17 protein-coding genes are annotated in these 16,992 nt (G+C 72.2%); 2 read left to right on the top strand and 15 right to left on the bottom strand.

What is annotated here, in order from left to right; translation table 11 throughout:
* Nucleotides 1-35: 35 nt before the first annotated feature.
* From HBB12_RS07530 to HBB12_RS07490, 9 genes are all read right to left on the bottom strand, one after another.
* Nucleotides 36-2,768, bottom strand: coding sequence for a DUF4118 domain-containing protein (locus tag HBB12_RS07530; RefSeq protein WP_236988772.1), 2,733 nt, complete (start codon nt 2,766-2,768; stop codon nt 36-38).
* Nucleotides 2,765-3,388: a K(+)-transporting ATPase subunit C gene (locus tag HBB12_RS07525; RefSeq protein WP_236988771.1), complete on the bottom strand. Its 624-nt coding sequence runs from the start codon at nt 3,386-3,388 to the stop codon at nt 2,765-2,767. Before HBB12_RS07525 ends, HBB12_RS07530 begins: the two co-directional genes overlap by 4 nt.
* 14 nt (nt 3,389-3,402) lie before the next feature.
* The gene (gene kdpB / locus HBB12_RS07520) at nt 3,403-5,517 is read right to left on the bottom strand and encodes a potassium-transporting ATPase subunit KdpB (RefSeq protein WP_236988770.1); all 2,115 of its coding nucleotides are present in this window, start codon (nt 5,515-5,517) and stop codon (nt 3,403-3,405) included.
* A 321-nt stretch (nt 5,518-5,838) separates the two neighbouring features.
* Nucleotides 5,839-6,024 (bottom strand): hypothetical protein, encoded by a 186-nt coding sequence (locus tag HBB12_RS07515; RefSeq protein ID WP_236988769.1) that lies wholly within the window; start codon nt 6,022-6,024, stop codon nt 5,839-5,841.
* Between the two features lie 3 nt (nt 6,025-6,027).
* Nucleotides 6,028-7,746 (bottom strand): potassium-transporting ATPase subunit KdpA, encoded by a 1,719-nt coding sequence (gene kdpA, locus HBB12_RS07510; protein ID WP_236988768.1) that lies wholly within the window; start codon nt 7,744-7,746, stop codon nt 6,028-6,030.
* Nucleotides 7,747-7,756: 10 nt separating this feature from the next.
* Nucleotides 7,757-7,846, bottom strand: a complete 90-nt coding sequence (locus HBB12_RS07505) for a K(+)-transporting ATPase subunit F (protein ID WP_099905332.1) — start codon at nt 7,844-7,846, stop codon at nt 7,757-7,759.
* Between the two features lie 11 nt (nt 7,847-7,857).
* Nucleotides 7,858-8,007, bottom strand: a complete 150-nt coding sequence (locus tag HBB12_RS07500; RefSeq protein WP_236988767.1) for a hypothetical protein — start codon at nt 8,005-8,007, stop codon at nt 7,858-7,860.
* A gap of 106 nt (nt 8,008-8,113) precedes the next feature.
* On the bottom strand, nt 8,114-8,368 hold the full coding sequence (locus tag HBB12_RS07495) for a hypothetical protein (protein WP_236988766.1): 255 nt from the start codon (nt 8,366-8,368) through the stop codon (nt 8,114-8,116).
* Between the two features lie 105 nt (nt 8,369-8,473).
* Nucleotides 8,474-8,785, bottom strand: a complete 312-nt coding sequence (locus HBB12_RS07490; RefSeq protein ID WP_236988765.1) for a polyhydroxyalkanoic acid system family protein — start codon at nt 8,783-8,785, stop codon at nt 8,474-8,476.
* 362 nt (nt 8,786-9,147) lie between these two features.
* Between HBB12_RS07490 and HBB12_RS07485 the strand changes: the two genes are divergently transcribed.
* A complete protein-coding gene (locus HBB12_RS07485; RefSeq protein WP_236988764.1) occupies nt 9,148-9,324 on the top strand; it encodes a hypothetical protein in 177 nt (58 codons plus the stop codon).
* Nucleotides 9,325-9,429: 105 nt separating this feature from the next.
* Here HBB12_RS07485 and HBB12_RS07480 read toward each other — a convergent pair whose 3' ends face one another.
* Nucleotides 9,430-10,698: an O-antigen ligase family protein gene (locus HBB12_RS07480; RefSeq protein WP_236988763.1), complete on the bottom strand. Its 1,269-nt coding sequence runs from the start codon at nt 10,696-10,698 to the stop codon at nt 9,430-9,432.
* Between the two features lie 205 nt (nt 10,699-10,903).
* Here HBB12_RS07480 and HBB12_RS07475 point away from each other — a divergent pair, with 205 nt between their 5' ends.
* Entirely contained in the window at nt 10,904-11,281 is a 378-nt protein-coding gene (locus tag HBB12_RS07475; protein WP_236988762.1) for a hypothetical protein, read from the top strand.
* Between the two features lie 28 nt (nt 11,282-11,309).
* Here HBB12_RS07475 and HBB12_RS07470 read toward each other — a convergent pair whose 3' ends face one another.
* The 5 genes from HBB12_RS07470 to HBB12_RS07450 all read right to left on the bottom strand — a co-directional run bounded on the left by HBB12_RS07470 (nt 11,310) and on the right by HBB12_RS07450 (nt 16,850).
* A complete protein-coding gene (locus tag HBB12_RS07470; protein ID WP_236988761.1) occupies nt 11,310-12,521 on the bottom strand; it encodes an ABC transporter permease in 1,212 nt (403 codons plus the stop codon).
* Nucleotides 12,518-13,486, bottom strand: a complete 969-nt coding sequence (locus HBB12_RS07465; RefSeq protein ID WP_236992693.1) for an ABC transporter ATP-binding protein — start codon at nt 13,484-13,486, stop codon at nt 12,518-12,520. The genes HBB12_RS07470 and HBB12_RS07465 overlap by 4 nt, the downstream gene beginning before the upstream one ends.
* Before the next feature lie 62 nt (nt 13,487-13,548).
* Nucleotides 13,549-13,989 carry a DUF2141 domain-containing protein gene (locus HBB12_RS07460; RefSeq protein ID WP_236988760.1) on the bottom strand — a complete coding sequence of 147 codons (441 nt, stop codon included), beginning with the start codon at nt 13,987-13,989 and terminating at the stop codon, nt 13,549-13,551.
* On the bottom strand, nt 13,986-15,554 hold the full coding sequence (locus HBB12_RS07455; protein WP_236988759.1) for a phytoene desaturase family protein: 1,569 nt from the start codon (nt 15,552-15,554) through the stop codon (nt 13,986-13,988). Before HBB12_RS07455 ends, HBB12_RS07460 begins: the two co-directional genes overlap by 4 nt.
* A gap of 213 nt (nt 15,555-15,767) precedes the next feature.
* The gene (locus HBB12_RS07450) at nt 15,768-16,850 is read right to left on the bottom strand and encodes an ABC transporter ATP-binding protein (RefSeq protein WP_236988758.1); all 1,083 of its coding nucleotides are present in this window, start codon (nt 16,848-16,850) and stop codon (nt 15,768-15,770) included.
* Nucleotides 16,851-16,992: the final 142 nt, after the last annotated feature.

Below are 16,992 nucleotides of genomic sequence, written 5' to 3'. Positions count from 1 at the left end.
CTTGTCCGTCCGGCATCGCTGCGGGATCAGGTCCTTCAAGCGGCGTCCTCCAGGGCGGCGCGGGGCACCGGCAGGGTCAGGGTGAAGGCCGCACCGGTCCGGTCCGGGCGGTTGCGGGCGGCGACCCGCCCGCCCATCGCCTCGACGAAGCCGCGGGAGATGGCAAGGCCCAGCCCCGTCCCGGCCCGGACCCGGTCGCGCTTGCGCACCCGGTAGAAGGTGTCGAAGATCCGCTCCTCGTCGCCCTCCGGGAGACCCTCGCCTTCGTCGAGGATCGTCAAGAACACCTTGTCCCCCTCGCGCCACCCCTCGATCCGCACCAGGCTGCCTTCGGGAGCGTATTTGGCGGCGTTGTCGAGGAGGTTGAACAGCACCTGCTCCATCAGCACCGCGTCGAGGCTCAAGGTGGGTAGGCCTGGCCTCAGCGCCAGGTCGACGCGGTGGCGGGAGAGGATCTTGGCCGCGCGCTCGAGCGCCGTCCCGACGATCTCGGCGAGGTCGTGGGGGGCGACGTTCGGGGCGAGCGCGCCGGATTCGAGCTTCGTCATGTCGAGGAGGTTGGCGATGAAGCGGTTCAGGCGCTCGGCCTCGTCGATCATCGTCGAGAGCAGTTCCCCTTGCGCCTCCGGGTCGAGGGCGTCCCTCAGGTCGCGGAGCGTCGTGGCCGCGCCGAGCACGGCGGCGAGCGGGGTCTTCAGGTCGTGCGAGAGCGACGACAGCAGCGCCTGGCGCAGGCGGTCGGTCTCGGCCGAGCGCCGGGCGCGGTCGAGGTCCTCGACGAGGTGGACCCGCTCGATGGCGAGCGCCCCCTGGTCGGCCAGCGCATCGAGGAGCCGGCGCTGGTCGGGGGTGAGGAGCGGGCCCGGCTTGTCGCCGTCGAGCCCCACCACCCCGACCATGCCGCGGCCGGTGCGCAGGGGCAGGAACAGGCGCTTGGCGCCCGGCAGGGTGTCGGCGCCCCGCCCTGCCGGGCGGCCGTGGTCGAAGGTCCACTTGGCCGCCGCGAGGTCGGCCTCGTCGAGGAAATCCTCCGGCGGATAGCCGGCCATCACGGTGACGGTGCCCTCGTGGGGCAGGAGCAGCACCACCCGCAGCCGCAGCATCAGGGCGATCTGGTAGGCGGTGGCCCACAGGACGTCGTCGAGGGTGCCGCAGCTCGCGAGCTTGCGCGAGAAGCCGTAGAGCGCCTCCGTCGCCCGCGAGCGCGCCCCCGACATCGTCGCCTCGGCCCGCACGCGGCCGGCGAGGTTCGAGACCACCACCGCCACCAGGGTGAAGAAGAACAACGCGACGACGTTGGTCGGATCGGCGATGGTGAAGGTGTAGAGCGGCGGCAGGAAGAAGAAGTTGTAGGCGAGCGACGACGCGAGCACCGCGGCGAGCGACGGGTACAGCCCGAAGCGCACCGCCACCGCCACCACGGCGGTGAGGAAGACGAGGTCGGTGCTCTCGTGGCCGAGATACGATTGCAGCACGAGGCCGATGCCCAGCGCCCCCCCGACCGTGGCGATTGCCGCGACGTAGGGCAGGGGGCCGGGCCGCGGCGGGGCTGCGGTGCGCACGCCCTTGTGGGCGGCCGGCGCGCCGGCCGCCTCCTCGCCCGCCCATTCCTGGCCCGCCACGACGTGGACGCTGATCGGGCCGGAGCGGCGCAGGAGGTCGTGCACCACCGAGCCGTTGACGAGTTCGAACCAGCGCGAGCGGGTCGACTTGCCGATCACCACATGGGTGACGTTGTGCTCGCGGGCGAAGGCCACCACGTCGTCGGCGATCCGCCCCTGGCTCGGCAGGGTCGCGGTCTCGGCCCCCAGGCGCTCGGCGAGCCGCAGGGTGTCGGCGATGCGGTCGCGCTCGGCCTCGCTCAGAGACGCGCTGCGCCGGCTCTCGATGGTGAGTGCCGTGAACGGCGCACGCAGCCGGTCGGCCAGGCGCTTGGCGTAGCGCACGAGGCCGCTCGATCGCGGATCCTCGCTGACGCAGACCAGCACCCGCTCCCCCGCCGCCCAGGGGCCGGGAATCGCGTGGGCCCGCATGTGGGTGACGAGCTGGTCGTCGACCTGCTGGGCGGTGCGGCGCAGCGCGAGTTCGCGGAGCGCCGTCAGGTTGCCGGGGGAAAAGTAGTGCTTGAGCGCCCGCTCGGCCTGGCGCGGCAGGTAGACCTTGCCCTCCCGGAGGCGCTGGATCAGGTCGCCGGGGGAGAGATCGATCACCTCGATGTCGTCGGCCCGGTCGAGGATCGAATCCGGCACGGTCTCGCGCACCCGGATCCGGGTGATCTGCGCCACCACGTCGTTCAGGCTCTCGACATGCTGGATGTTGAGGGTGGTGTGGACGTCGATGCCGGCCTGGAGCAGTTCCTCGACGTCGAGATAGCGCTTCGGGTGGCGCGAGCCCGGGGCGTTGGTATGGGCGAGCTCGTCGACCAGTGCCAGCTGCGGCTTGCGGGCCAAGAGCCCGTCGAGGTCCATCTCGTCGAACGTGCCGCCGCCATACGCGACCATGCGGCGCGCCAGCACCTCGAGCCCGGCGACCAGGGCTTCTGTCTCGGGCCGGCCGTGGGTCTCGACCACGCCCACCACCACGTCGACGCCCTCGCGCAAGCGCGCATGGGCGGTGGTCAGCATCTCGTAGGTCTTGCCGACCCCCGGCGCGGCTCCCAGGAAGATTTTCAGGCGCCCGCGCCCGGGCGCCTCCCGGCGCGCCTGCGCCAGGAGCGCGTCGGGCGAGGGCCGCAGGCCCTCGCGCAAGGGCCGTGACGTATCCCTCATCGTCCCGTTTGCGCCGGCACCGAACCGAGATCCAGGGCGCGGTTGAGGGCGAGCACGTTGACCCGCCGCTCGCCGAGGAATCCGAGGCTCGGCTCCTGGATCTGGCCGGCGACGAGGGCGCGCAAGGAATCCTCGGAGACGCCGCGGGCCTTCGCCACCCGGGGCACCTGGAACAGGGCGCCCTCGGGCGAGACGTCCGGATCGAGACCCGAGCCCGAGGTGGTGACGAGGTCCTGCGGCACCGGGTCTGCCGGGTTCTCGGCCTTGAGCGTCGCGAGGTCGGCCTTCACCCGGTCGATGAGCGCCGGATTGGTGGGCCCCAGATTGGCGCCGCCGGAATTGGCGGCGTTGTAGGGCGCGGCCACCGTCTTCGAGGCATCGGCCGGGTCGGGCGCCACGGTCGCCGAGGGGCGGCCGTGGAAGTAGCGCGGACTGGTGAAGGACTGGCCGATCAGCGCGGAGCCGACGAGCGTGCCGTCGGGCCCGCGGATCAGGCTGCCTTGCGCCTGGACCGGGAAGAGCCGCTCGGCGATCCCCGTCATGGCGAGCGGATAGGCGAGGCCGGTGACGAGGGTCAGGCCGGTGAGGAGCACGAGGGCGGGGCGGAGGTGCCGGAGCATGGCGGTGGTCTCGTTCAAGCCAGATGGAGGGCGCTCACGGCGAGATCGATCACCTTGATGCCGACGAACGGCACCAGGATCCCGCCGAGACCATAGATCAGGAGATTGCGCCGCAGCAACGCGGCGGCGCCGACGGCGCGGTAGCTGACGCCGCGGAGTGCCAGCGGGATCAGCGCCACGATGATCAGCGCGTTGAAGATGATCGCCGACAGGATCGCGCTCTGGGGCGAAGCGAGCCCCATCACGTTGAGGGCCTGGAGCTGCGGGTAGAGCCCGACGAACATCGCCGGGATGATGGCGAAGTACTTCGCCACGTCGTTGGCGATCGAGAAGGTGGTGAGGGCGCCGCGGGTCATCAGCAGCTGCTTGCCGATCTCGACGATCTCGATGAGCTTGGTCGGGTCGGAATCGAGGTCGACCATGTTGCCGGCCTCGCGGGCCGCCACCGTGCCGGTATTCATCGCCACGCCGACATCGGCCTGGGCCAAAGCCGGTGCGTCGTTGGTGCCGTCGCCGCACATCGCCACGAGCTTGCCTTGCGCCTGCTCCTTGCGGATCAGCGCCAGCTTGTCCTCCGGCGTGGCCTGGGCCAGGAAATCGTCGACGCCGGCTTCCGCGGCGATGGCGGCGGCGGTCATCGGGTTGTCGCCGGTGATCATCACCGTGCGGATGCCCATCCGGCGCAGCTCCGCGAAGCGCTCGGCGATGCCGCCCTTGACGATGTCCTTGAGGTGGACGACGCCGAGGAGCTTGCCGTCGCGGGCCACCGCCAGCGGCGTGCCGCCGGCCTTGGCGATCTCCTCGGCGATGGCCCGCACCTCCTGGGCCGCCGTCGCATCGAGGCGGGGTTGCAGCACCCGGGCGGCGGCGCCGGCTCCGACCAGGGCCGGGGCGGATTCGAGGCTCGCGATCACCGCCTCGACCGCCCCTTTGCGGATCGAGGAGCCGTCGAGGTCGATACCCGACATCCGCGACTGCGCGGTGAACGGCACGAAGGTGGCATTCAGGCTCGCCATATCGCGAGCACGGATGCCGTGCGCCTCCTTGGCGAGCACCACGATCGAGCGGCCCTCCGGGGTCTCGTCGGCGAGCGAGGCGAGCTGGGCCGCATCCGCCAAGGTGCCGGGGGTGACGCCGCGCACCGGGCGGAACTCCGTCGCCTGGCGGTTGCCGAGCGTGATCGTGCCGGTCTTGTCGAGGAGCAGGGTGTCGACGTCGCCCGCCGCCTCGACGGCGCGGCCCGACATGGCGAGCACGTTGAACCGCACCAGCCGGTCCATGCCGGCGATGCCGATCGCCGAGAGCAAAGCCCCGATCGTGGTCGGGATCAGGGTGACGAAGAGCGCCACCAGCACGGCGAGGGGAATCGCGCCGCCGGCATACGAGGCGAAGCTCGGGATCGAGCCGACCGCGAACACGAACACGATGGTGAGGCCGGAAAGCAGGATGTTGAGCGCGATCTCGTTGGGGGTCTTCTGCCGGGAGGCGCCCTCGACCAGCGCGATCATCCGGTCGATGAAGGTCGAGCCGGCGGCGGCCGTGATCCGCACCCGGATCCAGTCGGAGAGCACCTGCGTGCCGCCGGTCACCGCCGAGCGGTCGCCGCCGGATTCGCGGATCACGGGGGCGGATTCGCCGGTGATCGCCGCCTCGTTGACCGAGGCGATGCCCTCGATCACTTCGCCGTCCGACGGGATCACGTCGCCGGCCTCGACCAGCACCACGTCGCCGACCTTGAGCCCGGCGCCCGGCACGGTCTCGTACGTCGTCCGCGGGCCGCCGGGCGTGGCGGCGGCGCCGGCCAGGAGCTTCGCCGTGGTCTCGGTGCGGGTGCGGCGCAAGGAATCGGCCTGCGCCTTGCCGCGCCCTTCCGCCACCGCCTCGGCGAAGTTGGCAAACAGCACGGTGAACCACAGCCAGAGGATGATCTGGCCGGTGAAGGCGAGATTCTGCCCGCCGGTGACGAGGTCGCGGACGAACAGCAGGGTGGTGAAGGCCGCCACGACCTCGACCACGAACATCACGGGGTTCTTCACCATCTGGCGCGGGTCGAGCTTGGTGACCGCGCCGAGGCAGGCCGGGCCGATCAGGCCGGCATTCAAGAGGGAGGATTTTTGGGACTGGGCCATGATCCTGGGATCCGGATGAAGGCGGGAAGAGTGGGGCAGGCGGTTGCAGCCGCAGCACCCAGGAAGTGACGTGTCGGTTTTCGAGCGGAGAGGATCGTTTTTCCGAGATCAGACGGATCGCCAGTGGACCCGCCATCTCTCATCAGCGACCTCATCCTGAGGTGTTGGCGATCACAGATCGCACGCGATCGAAGATCGACTCACCTCGAAGGAGGGCTCCAGGAATCGCATGGACCTCTGGAGCCCTGCTTCGAGGCTCACTCCGTTCGCACCTCAGCATGAGGTCGTGAATGGGATGAGCCCTGTTCGCTCGGCCGGGCTTCACGGCGCGAGCGCCGCGGCCCCGAGCATGACCGCCGCCCAGATCGCGCCGGAGCCGAGCAGCGCGAGGCCGGTGAGCGCCAGGACGATGTCGCAGGGCCGCAAGGTGGAGCGGTCGGGAAGCGGGCCGGAGCGGGGCCGGTGCCGGGACAGGCCCCGGCGCAGGCGGTCGGCGTGGGTGGTCATGGCTCAGTTCCCCGCCGCCGCGAAGGTCTGGCCGGCGGCCCCCGCCAGGTGCTCGACGATGGGTCCGAGAGCCAGCGACGGGAAGAAGGTCAGGCCGCCGACGATCAGGATCACCCCGACCAGGAGACCGACGAACAGGCCGCCATGGGTCGGGAAGGTTCCGGCGGAAGCCGGGACCGTCTTCTTCGCCGCGAGCGAGCCGGCGATGGCGAGCGCCGGGATGATCACGAAGAACCGCCCGACCAGCATCCCGGCGCCCAGCGTCAGGTTGTAGAACGGGGTGTTGCCGGACAGTCCCGCGAAGGCCGAGCCGTTATTGGCCGCCGCCGAGGTGAATGCGTAGAGGACCTCCGAGAAGCCGTGGGGACCCGCATTGGCCGGCCCGGCAAGGCCCGCCGGCAGCACCGTGGCGAGCGCGGTGAGGCCGAGCATCATCAAGGGCAGGCAGAGGATGGCGAGCATCGCCATCTTGACCTCCCGGGCCTCGATCTTCTTGCCGAGATATTCGGGAGTACGCCCGACCATCAGCCCGGCGACGAAGATCGCCACCACCACGAAGACCAGCATGCCGTAGAGGCCGGCGCCGACGCCGCCGACGATGATCTCGCCGAGCTGCATGTTGACGAGCGGGATCATGCCGCCGAGCGCCGTGAAGGCGTCGTGCATGGCGTTGACCGCGCCGCAGGAAGCGGCGGTGGTCACCACCGCGAACAAGGCCGAGCCGGGGATGCCGAAGCGGACCTCCTTGCCCTCGAGGTTGCCGCCCTGGAGCCCCAGCGCATGAAGGAGCGGGTTGCCGGCGCCCTCGGCCCCGTAGGTGACGACGGTGCCGGCGAGGAACAGCACGCCCATCGCGGCGAGGATCGCCCAGCCCTGGCGCTCGTCCCCGACCATGCGGCCGAACACGTTGGTGAGGGCGGCCCCGAGCGCGAAGATCGACACCATCTGGATCAGGTTCGACAACGCGGTCGGGTTCTCGAACGGGTGGGCGGCGTTGGCATTGAAGAAGCCGCCGCCATTGGTGCCGAGCATCTTGATCGCCACCTGGCTCGCCACGGGCCCGAGGGCGATGGTCTGCTTTCCGCCTTCCAGGGTGGTGGCCTCGGCGTAGGGAGCCAGCGTCTGCGGGATGCCCTGCCAGACCAGGAACAGGGTGTAGACGATGCAGAGCGGCAGCAGCACGTAGAGCGTGCAGCGGGTGAGATCGACCCAGAACGAGCCCACCGTGCGGGCGGAGGCCCGGGCGAAGCCCCGGATCAGCGCCACGGCGAGCGCGATGCCGGTCGCCGCCGAGAGGAAGTTCTGGTGCGTCAGCCCCAGCATCTGGGAGAGGTAGGAGAGGGTGCTCTCGCCGCCGTAATTCTGCCAGTTGGTGTTGGTGACGAAGCTCGCCGACGTGTTGAAGGCGAGGTCCGGCGCCACCGCCGACTGGTCGGCGGGGTTGAGCGGGAGAACCGCTTGCAGCCGCAGGATGCCGTAGAGCAGCACGAAGCCGGCGGCGTGGAAGATCAGCATGGCGCCCGCGTAAGCGAGCCAGTGCTGCTCGTGGCGCTCGTCGATGCCGGCGAGGCGGTAGAGGCCGCGCTCGATCGGGCGCAGCACGGGGGAGAGGGGGGTGGAGGCGCCGGTGAAGACCCGGGTCATGTAGAGACCGAGCGGCTTCACCAGGGCGAGGACGATCACGCAGAACAGCGCGATCTGGATCCAGCCGGCGAGAGTCATGGGGCGCTCCTCAGAACCGCTCGGGCCGCACGAGGGCGTAGGCGAGATAGGCGAGCAGCCCGAGGGTCATCAGGCCGCCGAGCCCGTAATCGAGGGTCATCGCGGGCCTCCTCACAGGCGTTCGCACACGGCGACGTAGCCGAGCGACAGGGCGAAGAAGCCGAGGCCCACCGCCAGCATCAGGACATCGAACATGGGGCATCCCCGTCGGGCGGCGCCGGGATGAAGGGCGCCGCCGCATCGAACCGGACCGTGAGCCACGGTCCCGATCCCGGACATCCTCCCGATCGCGTAGGGATTCGAGAGGGGGGCGGGGGCCGCGATATCAAGGCGGCATAAAGATGGACGGCCGTGCCGGGTCTCGCCGTCAGGGGCGCCGCGCCGCCCGCACCGCCTCCCGCAGGCCGGCACAGGCGTGCTCCCCGCCGCAGGCGGCCGCGCGGCAAGAGGATTGCAGCGCCCGGCCGTCGACCTGGAGCACGCAGGCGCCGCCGTTCAGGAAGCCCCGGACCGTGAAGCCGCAGAGCCGGCAGGCGGCGCGCACGGGAGCCAGGGCCGGGCCGCGGCGGGCCCCTCCGGTGATGGCCGCGGGCGCGAGCGCGCCGTGATCCCCATCCCTCATCGCACCGATCCCGATCCTCACCGGGGGGTCTTGCGATCGGAGGCCGGGGGAAAACGATGCGGCCGGCCGGGCCGCTTTATCAGGATTCCATCAATGTCGGGGCGTTCAGGCCGCCAGCAGCTCGCCGCCCTTCTCGGCGATGACCTGCCGCACCGTGCCGGCGAACATCCCGAGCAGCAGCGGCAGCCGGACCTCGACGCGGGCGGCCTCGTCCTCGACCGCGATGGTGCCGCTGACCGTCTGGCCCATGGCGCCGACCACGAAGGCGAGGATGTCGCCGTCCCAGACCGGGTCCTGCATCGTGAGCCCGGCCTTCTGCACGAGGTCCCGGCCCTGTCCGAGGCGGGCGTCGATGCGCCGGCGCGCCTCCGTCCGGCCGATCTGGTGGGGAATCACGACGACCAGGGGCTTCGCCATCACCGTCTCCGCGGCCCGCCGCACCCCCTACGGGCCGACTTCCGGGCACCGTGACCCGGCCGCGCCGAATCATCTCTGGTTGAAATCCACCATGCGACCGGGGAATTCAATCCGCGCCGAGCGCGGAGGGAGCGCCGGCAAGATCGAACATCGGAATCGGCGAGACGACCGTTGCAAAGCTGCGTCACGCCCGGCGGGTGCCGGCCAGACCCCCGGCGGGCGTGTCCAAGCCCCCGGCGGGCATGTCCAAGCCCCCGGCGGGCATGTCCAAGCCACGCGGCTTGGCGCAGAGGGACCTTTGGCGTAGGGGACCGGTAGGCAGAGGGACGGGGCGCGTCGCGCCCGACGAGCGGAGGCGGGTCTTGAGCGCGATCGAGAAGGGCATCCTCGGCGCCGTCGCCGTGTGCATCGCGGCCACGGCCGCCCTGTGGTGGCTGGCGATGCCGGACGAGCCGGTACGGGCGCTGCAGGACGGCCTCGGCGCCGCGGCGCTCGCCACCATCATCGCGGGCGCGGCGGTCCGGCGCTCGGCCGAGTGAGGGGCCGGTGACGCCCACCGCCTCGCGCCTGGCGCGCCTTGCCGCCGCCGGTCTCGTCGCGGTCGCGGTGCTGTGGATCGCCTTCCACCTGCGCTGAGGCCGCCTTCAGGCCGGCAACGCCACCGGGTGCCGCCGGACCGCCCGATGCCGCCCCAGCACCGCGCAGGCGCCGCCGAGGACGAACCACATGTACCAGGTCGGCACCAAGTAATAGAGCATGTTGTCGGAATAGGCCATCGACAGGTATCCGGCCGTCATCGCCATGATCATCCAGGCCCAGCTTTGGCCGCGGGCGATCAGCCGACCCATCATGACGAGGACCCGCGCGTAGAGCCAGAGATAGGCGGCCAGGCCGATCACGCCGGTCTCGAACAGGAACTGCACGTAGACGCTGTGCGAATCGATCGTGTCGTTCTCGAGCGGCAGCGGGAAGAACTGCGCCACGTAGTGCCCGAAGCTCGACAGGCCCCACCCGAAGAGCGGGCGCTCCCAGAACCAGGTCATGGCACCCTGCCACAGCAGGATCCGGAAGGCGTAGGAGTTCAGCTTCTCGTAGGCATCCGCGGTGTTGCCCTGCTGGAGGTCGGCGAGGCGCTCGGCGAATTCCGGCACGGCCAGCAACGCCACCGGTAGCCCCAGGAAGTAGAGCAGGGTGCGCCGGTCGAAGAGGATCCCGTGGGTGACGAGGATCAGGCCGGCCCCGGCCCAGGCGCTGCGGGTCTTGGTGAGCAGGATCAGCGCGAGCAGGACCGGCACGTAGAGAGCCAGCACCCGGCGCAGCCGCGGGCCCATCCCGAAATTCTTGCCCGCGAGCAGCGTCAGGACGACCGCCAGGATCGTCATCAGGTAGAAGGCGTAGATATTGGGGTGCGGGAAGCTGCTGAAGACCCGGGTGCCGTCGTCCCCGAACTCCGCCCAACCCAGGGCGAGTTGCAGGCCCGCATAGAGGGTCGGCACGATCGAGCCGGCGACGATGAGAAGCAGGAAGCGGCGCAGGTCGGTGAGGTCGCGGACGACATGGAAGGCCAGGAGGCAGAAGGCGGCATGGGTCGCCAGCAGCATCATGAGCCGGATCGCGGCGCCGGGATCGGGCGCTACTTGCGACGAGACGAGGCAGACCAGGAGGAGCGGCCCCCACAGGACGAGGGTCGGGCCCGGGCTCACCCGCGGCCGGGTCGCCACGCAGGCGGCGGCCACCACCAGCACCGCGAGGTTCACCGCCGCGCCGACCCCCATATCCTCGAGGCCGCCGACCTTGGTCAGGTTGAACACCGGATCGAGGGCCGAGCGCGTCAGCAGCACCGCCTCGACGAAGCGCCGCGGCCCGGCGAACCAGGCGAAGAGGATCAACAGGGCGCTCGCGGCGATCAGCATCGGCCTTCCCCTCGGGCTGCCTTCCGGCCGTTCTGCTTAGCCGCCCCGGCGCTTCAGCGGAGCGCCGCAAATGGGAGAGGCCTCCTCCGCAAGGCGTAGGCCGGAGCGGGCGCGCGCCCGAGGCGGATGTCGCTGCGTCACAGGTCGCCCTCGAGCGGCGTTGCGGCTAGGCTGGCGCCCCCGGAATCCGGACACCCGATCGACGATGCGCCTCTCCCTCGCTTCCCTGCTCCTCCTCGGCGCGCTCGCCGCCCCGGCCCACGCCCAGACGACCGCGCCGGCCCCGAACCCGTTCGGCCCCGGCGCGGCGAAGCCGAACCCGGCGCCGCCGCCGAACCCGCCCGCGATTCCCGGCAAGCCCGCGGCCCCCGCAGCCCAAGCCCCCGCAGCCGGCACCGCGATCTACCCCACGGCGGTCGCGCCGAAATACGCCAAGGAACCGGCCGGCAGCGCCCGCCAGCACACCTGCCTCGACCAGTACAACGCCAACAAGGCGGCCGGCGGCGCGGGCAACGGCGGCATGAACTGGATCGCGAAGGGCGGCGGGTATTATTCGGAGTGCAACAAGCGGCTGAAGGGCTGACGCGCGCGGGGAGGCATCGACCTCCCCCTCACGCCCGCGCCGGCCCGGGCGACGGCCGCACCGTGAGGGCCAAGGCCACGCCCAAACCCGCCACGGCCAGCCCCGCCAGCACGCCCCAAGCCGGCCACGCCGCGCCCGCACCCTCGGACAGGGCCGCCTGGTAGGCCTCGATCGCCCAGGCATTGGGGGTGAGCCAGCCGAGGCTCTGGAGCCAGGGCGGCATCAGGAAGCGCGGCACCATGCTGCCGCCGACCGCCGAGAGCAGCAGCACCCCGAAGGTCGAGACGAGATGGGCCTGCTGGCGGGTGCGCGCCGCCGCGCAGGCGGCCAGGCCCAGGCCCGCCGCCATGGCGGCGACCAGAACCCCGGTGACGAGCCAGGGCACGGCGTGCGGCCCGACCGAGACGCCGTAGAACAGGGCGGCGGCGCCGAAGATCAGCGCGCCTTGCGCGGTGCCCTGGAGTACCAGGAACAGGAATTTTCCGAGCACCACCACCGGCAGGCCGCCGGGTGCGGCGGCGAGGCGGTCGGCGATGCCGGACTGGCGCTCCTCGACGAGGGAGAGGGCGCCCTGCATGGCGGCGAACAGCAGGAACACCGCGGCGATGGCGCCGGCATAATAGGCGACGCGGGCATTGCCCCCGGCCTGGCCGTCTCCGCCCTCCGCCGTCGAGGTCCGGGCGATCAGGGCGGCGAAGGAGAAGGCCTCGCGCTTCTCGCGGCTCTCCGCGAAGGCACGATCGAGGAAGGCGCGCTCGTCCGGCCCGATCTTGCCGGTGCGCTCGACATCGGCGACGACCCGCGACAGCACCACGTCGGGCAGGGCCTCGTTGAGCACCCGCTGCACCTGTCCGAGGGCGATCGGGGTGGCCAAGGCGCGAGCCGGGCTCTCGACGACGAGGATCGGCGCGTCCGTCACGCTGCTGCCGGCGGCAAGGTCGCCGCGCAGCACGAGCGCCACGTCGACCTCGCCCCGGCGCACCGCCGCCACCGGATCGCCGTCGAGGAGCGTGGTGCGCAGGGCCGGATCGGCCTGGAGCGCGGTCACGAGGCGCGCCGTGGTGGCGGTGCGGGCCTGGTCGAGGAGCCCGACCTGGATGCGGATCCGCTCGCCGACGGCGCCGGAAAAGATCGCCGCGAAGACGCAGAAGATCACGGTGGGCAGCACGAAGGCCATCACCAGGGCGGCGCGGTCGCGCCACAGGGTGAGCAGCATCACCCGGAACGCGGCGACGATCATGCCGGCACTCCGAAGGGCGCCCGGACGGGATCGGCCGGGGACGCCTGCGTCACGTCGCGGTAGAGCCCGTCGAGGCCCGGCTCGCGCACCCGGATCTCCCGCACCGGGACGCCCTGGCGGCGCAGGTGCGCCAGCAGGGCGGCGCCGTCGCGCCCGCCCGCGACGGTGCTCCCGGTTCGCCAGGTCAACGGCGAGGCCGGGTGGAAGCCGGCCTGGCGCAGGGCGGCGGCCGCCGCCGGATCGGCGGCCTCCGACAGGGCGACCTCGTGCTCAGGGGGACCGGCCCGCATGCCGGCGAGCAGGTCGGCGAGGCGCCCGTCGAGGCGAAGAGCACCGTCCTGGAGCACCAGGACCCGGTCGGCCAGGCGCTCGGCCTCGGCGAAGTCGTGGGTGGCGATCAGCACCGCCGCCCCGGCCCGGGGCAGGCGCTCGAGCACCGCGTGGATCGCCGCTCGCGCCGCCTGGTCGACGCCTTGCGTCGGCTCGTCGAGGAGGACGAGGGCGGGCTCGGCGAGCAAGGCCGCCGCGATGTTGGCCCGGCGCTGGTAGCCGCCGGAGAGCACGCCGACGAGGCGGCCCGCCACGTCCTCGAGCCCCGTGCGGGCCAGCGCCCGCACCACCGCCGGCGCCCGCGCCGCCCGGGGCAGGCCCATGAGGCGGGAAAACACCTCCAGGTTCTCCCGCACGGTGAGCCGCGGGTAGAGGGCGATCTCCTGCGGCACCCAGGCGATGGCGCGCCGTACCCCGGCCTCGCGCCCCGGATCGCGCCCCAGGACCCGCACGCAGCCGCGGCTCGGGACGAGGCGCCCGGCGAGCAGCCGCATCAGCGAGGTCTTGCCCGCCCCGTTGGGGCCGAGCAAAGCCACGGTCTCGCCCCGCGCGAGCGCGAGGTCGACGGAGACGAGAACCCGGTGGTTCCGGTACGAGAAGGCGAGGTCGCGGATCTCCGCCGCGGGATCGGGCATCATCCCGTCACTACAGCAGCGCTTTGCGGCATTCCGAGGGAGTGCCGCCACCGCGCTTCGAGTCACCGGGCCGGCAGGGCGCGGGTGAGCCGCACCCGCAAGGCGGTGCCCGCCTCGGGCAGCCGGAAGGCGGCGGCGGCAAAATCCGGGCGGCCGCGGCGGCCGGCGCCGTTCGAGAAGCCGTAGGGCTCGGTCGGCAGGCCTAAGCCCGTGCGGCCGAGGCGCCCGTCGCCGTCGAGGTCCTGGAACGCCGCCACCGCGTAGGTGCCCGGCGGCACCTCGGTGAAGCCGAAGCGCAGGCTTTGGGCCGCGGCCGGCCCGCTCTGGCCGATGCGGCAGGATTCCTCGGCGAGCGACCCGGTGCAGAGCGCGACGAAGATCCGGCCTGCGCCGGGCTCGACCCCGTCGACCTCGACCGAGAGGTCGGCCCCGGCGGCCGCGGCGGTCAGCCCGCCGGCCAAGACGGCGGCGGCCAGGGCGGCGGCAAGCGGCGCGCGCCTCACGAGGCCTCCCCGAGGCTCGGGGCGGCGAGCGGCATCCCGCGGGCGGGGGCCGGCTCCAGGGCCAGATCCTCGGCCATCAGCCGCGCGGTGATGCGCGCGCCCTCGTAGATCACCGGCAGGCCGGAGCCCGGATGGGTGCCGCCGCCGACGAGGTAGAGCCCGGGCCCGAAGCGGTTGTGGGGCCGGAAATACAGCATCTGCCCGAGATCGTGCGACAGGTTGAAGGTCGCGCCCTCGTGCACCGCGAACTCGTCGCGCCACTGGGTCGGGTCGACGACGCGCTCGTAGCGGATGCGCGATTCGATGTCGGTGAGCCCGAGCTTCTCCAGCCGCTTGAGCACCAGCGCCCGGTAGGACGGGCCGACCGCCGCCCAGTCGATCCCGGCGCGCAGGTTCGGCACCGGCACCAGCACGTAGAGGCTGGTCTGGCCGGGAGGGGCCATGCCGCCGTCGGTGTAGCCGGCATGCTGGACGTAGATCGAGGGCTGCATCGGCAGCACCCCGTCGGAGACCTCGCGGATGTTGCGGGCGTAATCCTCGGACAGCAGGATGGTGTGGTGGCCGAGGCTCTCCGGCATCGGGCCGTCGATGCCGAGATAGAGCATGTAGGTCGAGCAGGAGAGGCGGGCCTTCGCCACCTTGGCGTCGCGCCAGCGCGGCCGGCGAACTTCCGGCACCAGTTCGGGCACGACCTTGGCGAAGTCGCCGTTGATGACGACCGCATCGGCAGCGATGCGCTCCCCCCCGGCCTCGACGCCAACGGCGCGCTTGCCCTCGAACAGCACCCGGTCGACGGAGGTGCCGAGCTTGATCTCGACGCCGAGGCGGCGGGCAAGCCCCGCCATCGCTTCCGAGACCGCGCCGCAGCCGCCCACCGGGTGATAGACCCCGTGCTCGTATTCGAGGAAGCTCAGGATGGTGAACAGGCTCGGGCACCGGAACGGCGACATCCCGAGATATTTGGTCTGGAACGAGAAGGCGAGGCGGACCCGCGGGTCCTTGAAGTAGCGCGTCAGGTCGCGGTCGACGGTGGCGTGCGGGCGCAGGAGCGGCAGGGCCGCCAGCATCGCCGGCGAGGCGAAGCTGCGGATCGAGTCGCAGGCCTGCTGCAGGACCGGGATGAAGGCCGCGAGCTTGCGGCGGTTGTCGTTCAGGAAGCGGCGCACGTTCTTCGCGTCGTCGGGCGCGATGCGGGCGATCTCGGCCTCGAGCCGCTCGACGTCCGGCGTCGCCTTGATCTCGCCGCCGCCCTCGAAGACGAGGTGGTACTGGGGATCGAGCCGCTCGAGGGTGAGGTGGTCCTCCAGCCGCTCGCCGCAGGATTCGAAGATGTCGGCCAGGATGCGGGGATAGAGGAAGAAGGTCGGCCCGATGTCGAACTTGTAGCCGCCCGGCGCCGTGACCGTGCGGGTGCGCCCGCCGACGCTCTCCTCCTTCTCGATCACCGTCACCTGCACGCCGTCGCGAGCGAGCATCAGCGCCACCGCGAGGCCCCCCGGCCCCGCCCCGACCACCACCGCCCGCCGCCCCGACAGGGTGCGGTACCCATCCCGCGGCTGCAACAACGCTCCACCTCCTGCCAGACCGAAACGGTCGCCCGTGCTTATGGCCTAGTTGTGGCGCGCGGCGGTAAGCCGGCAATGGCTGCGCATTGTCGCGGTGGGGACGGGAGTGAATTTTTTCTCCGGTGTCGTGCGCGAGTGCGGCCGGAGGCGCAGCGGTCGGGGTCGGCGCCGACGATGGGTCGGGGCCCGTTCGAAGCGGCCCCGTATCGCGTCTCAGCCGTCCTCGTCGTCGGGCAGGACCAGGATTGCCTCCGGCACCAGCATCACCCCGACAGCGTCGCCCGGTCCGTAGAGGCCGGGCCCAGGCAGGCGGGCGCGCAGCGGGATCGGGAGGCCCGGCACCCCGAGATGCAGCACGCTCGCCGCCCCCAGGAAGGTGCGGCGCACGACCTGCGCGGGTATGCCTTCGCCGGGCCTCGCGACCCGCAGGGCCTCGGGCCGCAGGCAGACCCGGACCATGGCCCCTTCCGGCAGGTGCGAGGCCGGCACGACGCCCAAGGGTGTCCCGGCCCGGCCGGCCTCGACCCGAGCCGGGATCTCGGCCGCATCGGCGAGGAAGCGGGCGGCGAACAGGCTCTCGGGGCGGCGATACAGCGCCTCCCCGGTGGCGACCTGGACGATGCGGCCGCGGCGCATGAGCGCGATGCGGGTCGCCACCGCGAGCGCCTCCTCGGGGTCGTGCGTGACCATGAGCGCCGTGGTGCCGGTGCGGCGCAGGAGCGCCACGGTGTCCTCCCGCACCCGGTCGCGCATGCGCCGGTCGAGGTTGGAGAACGGCTCGTCGAGGAGCAGCAGCCGCGGCCCCGGCGCGAGCGCCCGCACGAGGGCCACGCGCTGCTGCTCGCCCCCCGACAGGGTCTGGGGATAGGAGCCGGCATGGCCCGCGAGGCCGACCTGCTCCAGCAGCTCGTCGGCGGCCTCGCGGGCGGCGGGGGGCTGGCCCTTCAGGCCGAAGCGGATGTTCTCGCGCACCGTCAGATGGGGGAACAGGGCGTAGTCCTGGAACATCAGGCCGACGCCGCGCTCCTCCGGCGGCACGCGCGCGCCGTCGCCGGCGACGAGGCGCCCGTCGAGCCGCACCGTGCCGGAATCCGGCACCTCGAGCCCGGCCACCACCCGCAGCAGGGTGCTCTTGCCGCAGCCCGAATCGCCGAGCAGCGCCATCACCTCGCCCGGTCGCACGGTGAGCGAGACCCCCGCGAGGGCCTGCACCCGGCCGAAGCGGCAGGCCAGGTCCTCCACCGCCAGGGCGGGCGCCAAGGCAGGCGCCGGGCGGGAGGGGGCCGGTTCGGTCATGCGGCGTTTCCTTCGGGGTCTTCCACGCGGGCGTCGCGCTCATACACGCGCCGGCAGGAAGGGGCGAGGGCGCCGAGCCGGGCACGTCGGCCTGCACCGATCCGGCACGGGACGCAGCCTGTCAGGGTCAATCGGGCGTTAA

This window comes from Methylobacterium sp. SyP6R (genome assembly GCF_019216885.1).
Lineage (GTDB): Bacteria > Pseudomonadota > Alphaproteobacteria > Rhizobiales > Beijerinckiaceae > Methylobacterium.
The sequence above is the reverse complement of the archived record's forward strand: the minus strand, read 5'-3'. Positions and strand labels throughout refer to the sequence as shown.